The 6,241-nt window shown below is 41.9% G+C and carries 4 protein-coding genes and 1 pseudogene; 4 read left to right on the forward strand and 1 reads right to left on the reverse strand.

The window, feature by feature from the left end; genetic code table 11:
• The first annotated feature begins 74 nt into the window (after positions 1 to 74).
• Both RMY00_RS11290 and RMY00_RS11295 read left to right on the forward strand, forming a co-directional pair.
• Complete coding sequence (locus RMY00_RS11290) at positions 75 to 491, forward strand: DUF1824 family protein (RefSeq protein ID WP_109010880.1); 417 nt, start codon at positions 75 to 77, stop codon at positions 489 to 491.
• Between the two features lie 70 nt (positions 492 to 561).
• A complete protein-coding gene (locus RMY00_RS11295; RefSeq protein WP_322647616.1) occupies positions 562 to 2,487 on the forward strand; it encodes an ABC-F family ATP-binding cassette domain-containing protein in 1,926 nt (641 codons plus the stop codon).
• A gap of 222 nt (positions 2,488 to 2,709) precedes the next feature.
• Here RMY00_RS11295 and RMY00_RS36140 read toward each other — a convergent pair.
• A pseudogene (locus RMY00_RS36140) lies at positions 2,710 to 3,320 on the reverse strand (hypothetical protein).
• Between the two features lie 319 nt (positions 3,321 to 3,639).
• Here RMY00_RS36140 and RMY00_RS11310 point away from each other — a divergent pair.
• Positions 3,640 to 4,029 carry a toll/interleukin-1 receptor domain-containing protein gene (locus RMY00_RS11310; RefSeq protein ID WP_322647619.1) on the forward strand — a complete coding sequence of 130 codons (390 nt, stop codon included), beginning with the start codon at positions 3,640 to 3,642 and terminating at the stop codon, positions 4,027 to 4,029.
• The coding region (locus RMY00_RS11315) for an NB-ARC domain-containing protein (protein WP_322647620.1) at positions 4,026 to 6,241 on the forward strand (2,216 nt) is incomplete at its 3' end. The genes RMY00_RS11310 and RMY00_RS11315, both read left to right, overlap by 4 nt.

The raw sequence follows: 6,241 nt of genomic DNA on the forward strand, positions 1-6,241 counted from the left end.
GGTGACTTACGCCTTACGGCACTAGTCCCAACTTCAACACAACACAAAAACCAACAAGACAATAATCGAAGTTTATGTCAACCCCCAATCCTCAGAATCTCACCGCCGAAGAAGCGAAAAAATTACTGAATAAATTCAACTGTCTAGACATTGCGCCTGTCCTCAAGCCATCAGAAAAATTAGTAATTCGTAGTGCCTTAATTTTAATTGCTAAACTTGCTGATTATCAAATTTTAGGAATTTGTGCTGATACGGCAGAAGAAGGAATACTTGCCATGAAGACTTATTCTCTGGCTTTGGGTTATGAAGCACCAGACAATTTACTTACACCCGAAGGCCCAGTTTATATCAAATTAAATGGTAAAAATGGCTTGTGTTATCTCGATTCTTATGCTGGACATCATCGTGGCGTATTAGTGTCTTGTCAGTCTTACGATGAAGACGGAATCAACGAAATGTATGGACATCTCCCCTTGGATTTATTTGTATAGAATTCGGCAATGTAGGTAGGGTATGTGCCTTACCTACTAATTAATAATCAATGAAAAGCTACTAAATCTTATGAGTATTATTACACTACAATCAGTCAAAAAAGATTTTGGCATCAAAGAAATTTTAAAAGATGCTAGCTTTAGCCTTGATGCTACCGATAAAGTTGGCTTAATTGGTACTAACGGTTCTGGCAAATCAACCCTATTAAAAATGATCGCCGGGTTAGAATCGATTGATAGTGGTCAAATTTTATTCAACTCTGGTTCTAGAATTATCTACTTACCCCAACAGCCAGATTTAGATGAAAATCACACAGTTTTAGAGCAAGTTTTTGCCGACAGTGGCGAACACATGGCTTTGGTGCGTGAGTATGAAGAACTCTCAGATAAATTGGCTCACTATCCAGATGATAGCCAACTGATGTCTCGCCTTTCTGTGGTGATGCAAAAGATGGATACAAGTGGTGCTTGGGAATTAGAAACTAATGCTAAAATCATCCTCACAAAATTAGGAATTTCTGACTTTGATGCCAAGATAGGCACTTTATCTGGTGGCTATCGCAAGCGGATTGCTTTAGCATCAGCGTTGCTAGCAGAACCCGATGCTTTGCTGATGGATGAGCCGACAAACCATCTTGATGCTCTTTCTGTAGAATGGTTACAAAGTTATTTAAATCGCTATCGCGGCGCACTTTTTCTAATAACTCACGATCGCTACTTTCTAGATCGCGTTACCAATCGGATTATTGAAATCGACCGAGGCGACATTTACACCTATACAGGTAACTATTCATATTACCTGGAAAAGAAAGCTTTAGCTGAAGAATCTGCTGTAAGCAGTCAACGTAAACATCAAGGCTTATTGCGGCGCGAGTTGGAATGGCTCAAGAAAGGGCCGAAAGCCAGAAGTACCAAGCAAAAAGCGAGAATTGACCGCGCTCATGCTCTGCGAGATACTGAATTTAAACAAGTTCAGGGTAAAGTTGATATTTCTACAGTTGGTCGTCGCATTGGCAAAAAGGTTATTGAATTAAATAACATTTCTAAGGCATACAATGGGCGGACTCTGATTAATAATTTTACTTATGAATTTAGCCCAGAAGACCGCATTGGCATTATCGGCCCTAACGGTGCTGGTAAATCCACTTTAATGGATATTATTACTGGTCAGATTCAGCCAGATTCAGGTGTTGCAGAAATTGGGACTACAGTTCACATTGGTTATTTTGACCAGCATTCTGAAGAATTGCTCACAGCTTTAAATGAAAATCAGCGCGTGATTGATTACATCAAAGAAGAAGGAGAATTTATCAAAATTACCGATGGGACTCAGATTACTGCTTCGCAAATGTTGGAGCGGTTTTTGTTTCCTGGTAATCAACAGTATGCCCCAATTAATAAACTTTCTGGTGGTGAAAAACGCCGTTTATTTCTATTGCGGGTTTTGATGAGTGCGCCCAATGTCTTAATTTTAGATGAACCGACAAACGATTTAGATGTTCAGACATTGGCAGTATTAGAGGATTATTTAGAGGATTTTGTTGGTTGTGTAATTGTAGTTTCTCACGATCGCTACTTTCTCGATCGCACCATCGACACAGTATTTTCCTTTGAGGAAGGCGGTAATCTGAGACAATATCCAGGTAATTACTCGATTTATCTGGACTATAAGAAGGCTGAAGAGGCACAGCAACAAGCTGCGAATACTAAGGAGAAGCCGAAAAATGCCGAAGTGCAAAATGGTGCGTCTGCGCCCAAGGATGTAGAGAATACCAAGCGGCGGAGGTTATCCAATTGGGAGAAAAAAGAATTTGAGCAATTGGAAGGTAAGATTGCCGAGTTAGAGGCTGAGAAGTTGGAAACTGAGAAAGCACTGGGGAATGTCTCACCGGGGAATTATAGCGAAGTGCAAAAGCTGTACGATCGTGTAGAAAAGCTCAAGCACGCGATCGATGTGGCGACTGAACGCTGGCTAGAATTGGCAGAGATGGAGTAGTAGAGGATGTTTGTGTAATATTGGGCAAATTAGAATTCGCGGCTATACAGACCTGTGTTGAGCGGAGTCGAAATACAAAACCCACAGAGGTGGGTTTTAAAGCCTCAATTTTTTCTTAGTCCACCTCCGTGGACTACCCTGCAAGAACGCCAAGGGCGAACGTTTGTGTAGCCGCAATTCCATTCGCTCGGTACTTCCATTTGCCTCCACAAGATGTAAAGTCTAATTGCTCAATATGCCAACTAAAATGTGAGTTAATTCAGTTAACTCTTCAGGAACCCGATATAATTTGAGGTCTTCTGTTATCTGCTTTTCCTGACGGTTGTAAATTGCAAATCGCCAATCTTAACCAGTAGTTACTGCCCCATAAAGATATGGCAATTCTGAATCTATCCATTGATCGAGTGCAATCAATTCAACTGCTAATTGTGTAAATTCTCTACTTAAATCTGCTTGTTTTGCTTCAATCACTAACAAGCCTTTACCTTTATCAATGTAATAATCCAAGCTGCCTTTTAGTTGATCGCTAACACTAATAGGATACTCAATATTCAATTGGGTTTGGGCAATTTCGCAAACTTCTAGTAATATCGGTGCAATAATTGCTTGCGTGCATCCTCACTACGCAGCTGAACACGTTGAAAGTTACGCTCAATGACTCGCTGTAATTCTGCAATTATCTCAGAGTTAAATTCTGTTTTTGGTAATTGCAACCGTTCGCGTTTGTAAGAACAGCCAAGTTCAGCCAGAATATCTTCTGGAGAAAACGGCAGTTCAAAATATTTGCTGAATGTATAGCTTTGACCAGGTTGAATAATTCGGGGACGATTCATACAGCAGTTTTTGTGTGGTTGGCATACATTACTCTACGATTATTCTTAACAGAACTGTATTGAATAATTCTAAGTAGGGTGCGTTGTCGCAAAGTGCAACGCACCATTTAAATATCTATTGCGATGCGTTACGGCGTTTTGCCTAACACACCCTACCACTGGTGGATAAATGAGATGATAATTAGGCATCGCTTGACTTTCCAAACAGTCGCTATACTTATAATTTAAATAATCAGCCAAAAAGCCTCATGTAGAGCCGCGATTTATCGCGTCTGAGTAAAATTGTTAAATTAATATCATTCAAATAAAGAATTTAACTATGCCAAATGTCTTCATCAGTCATCGTAAAAGTGATGCTCAACAAGCTGAACAGTTAGCGAATGAATTAAGAACTGCTGGGCATGAAGTATGGTTTGATGAATGGAAGATAGACGTAGGAGATTCGATTGTTGAGCGTGTTGACCAAGGGCTAGAAGGATCTAAGTATTTAGTTCTGTGTTACTCTTCGTCTGGTATGTCGCCTTGGGTAAACCGTGAGTGGATGTCAGTGTTAGCTCGACAATTACAATTGTCAGGACACCAAGTAAAGGTATTGCCAATTTTGCTCACAGGTGGGGAACCGCCTGCTATTCTAGCTGATATCAAGTATGCAGATTTGGTTAATGACTGGTCACAAGGCGTATCTCAATTGCTGCGGGCAATAAAATGAGTGAGAGAAACTGGCAGGTTTACATTGCCCATCATCCCAAAGAAGAGGATTTAGCAGAAGAATTGGCAAAACACATCCGCGAGGCTGGCTATGAGGTAGTACATCGCGGAACTGTCATGGTGGGGGAGTCATTCACCGAGGAAGTCTCAAAAGTTCTGAGTACTGGCGGGGCAGTGGTATTTTGTGGAACTAGTAGAGCATTGGGAACCCGTTGGGCATCGCAGATTGCTAACGCAGCCAGACAGCAGACTTCTAGTAGACAAACGCGAGTTTTTTGTCTTCAAATGGAAGAAGATGCTGATGTAGGAAGATTGAGCTTTGATGAATGTATTGCTCTTTATTGGCAAAACCCTGCAAAAGCAATTGAGGATTTGATTGCTGCACTCAAAAAGCATTATCCCGTTAATAATACTATTGCTCATTCTGTTTGCCGTCTCGTGCAAGCACCACCCTTACCCACATCCTTTGTAGAACGCCCAGAGTACAGCAATGATTTAAAAACACGTCTCCTCACAGAGTCATCATCAGATAATCGTGCTTTGGTAATTACTGCAATTCACGGTTTGGGTTCTGTGGGTAAATCGACCTTAGCCGCAGCCTTAGCCCATGATGCAGAAATCCAAACTCGGTTTTGTGATGGCATTCTTTGGGCAACATTAGGCCAGCAACCTGATGTGCTTTCTTTACTTAGTGGCTGGGTGCAGGCACTAGGGGACTATAACTTTAAACCTACCAGTGCAGAAGTTGCTTCTACCCATCTGCGGACTCTGCTTTATGACAAAGCTGTGCTGCTAGTGGTGGACGATGCTTGGAATACCGAAGATGCACAAGCGTTTAATGTTGGCGGGGCGCGGTGTCAGGTTTTAGTAACTACTCGTGAAGGGGCAATCGCTGACGCATTAAAAGCCAGCACCTACAGTCTGGATATAATGACAGCATCCCAAGCGATGGAATTGCTGACGAAGAATTTAAGACGGGAGATTTCAGGTAAAGAACGTCAATCAGCAGAAAAGTTAGCTGAAGGCGTTGGTTATCTCCCTTTAGCATTGGAACTAGCAGCTGCCCAAGTTACTAGTGGTACAACTTGGACAGACTTGTTAGGAGATATTAAACAAGAAATTGCTCGGTTAAAATCATTGAATAGACCAGGGGCAAAAGATACTACTGATGAAGCAAGTTTAAAACGCCTCAGCTTAACTGCATCTTTGAACTTGAGCATAAAGCGATTGTCACCAGAGGATAAAGAATACTTTACTTGGTTAGGGGTGTTACCTGAAGATGTAAGTATTACTCCCAAAATGACAGCAACACTTTGGGATATTGCAGATGAGCGCGATGCCTCTGATTCATTGAAAGATTTACAAAGTAAAGCCCTGTTATTACTTGGTATTCCTCTTGCTGATGGTACGCTTACCTATCGCCTACATGACTTATTCCACGACTTAGCACGGTACTTGTTAACTGCTCCCCTAGAGCCGCGTCGAGGTGATTTACCAGGACTAGGAATTTCCCTTGCCAAGGCTCACGCTGCTTTGTTGGAGAAGTATCAGCAGAAAACTGAAAATAATTTATGGCATAGCTTGCTCGATGATGGTTATATTCATCAGCATTTAGTTTGGCATTTAGATAAAGCTGGACAGGTTAACAATATTCACAAGTTATTGCGGGAAGAGTCGGCAAGGGGCAACAATGGCTGGTATGAAGCGCGAGAAAAATTAGCACAAACTGCGGGTTACATCACAGATATTTCTCGTGCTTGGGAATTAGCAGAAGCGAATTGGAATGAATCAACCCTGCCTCACGTTATAAGTTTGCAATGTCGTTATGCTTTGATTACAGCTTCTCTTAATAGTCTGGCAGCTAATGTACCAGTAAAACTGCTGATTGCACTAGTCAAAAACAATTTCTGGACTCCTGAACAAGGACTAGCTTACGCTCTACAAAAGCCAAATTCCAATCAGAAAGTTAACTCGGTGACAGAACTAATTGCCTATTTGTCACCAAATCTTCAACACTTAGCACTACAAAAGGCACTCGCCGCCGCTAGGGCAATTCAGTTTGAGGATTATCGCGTCTCAGCCCTGAGTGCATTAGCCGACAAACTGCCAGAGTTGTTGCCAGAAGCACTCGCCGCCGCCAGGGCAATTCAGGATGAGGATTCTCGCGCCTCAGCCCTGAGTGCATTAGCCGACAAACTGCCACCAGAGTTGTT

It is taken from the genome of Nostoc sp. ChiVER01, from assembly GCF_034531155.1.
GTDB lineage: Bacteria > Cyanobacteriota > Cyanobacteriia > Cyanobacteriales > Nostocaceae > Nostoc.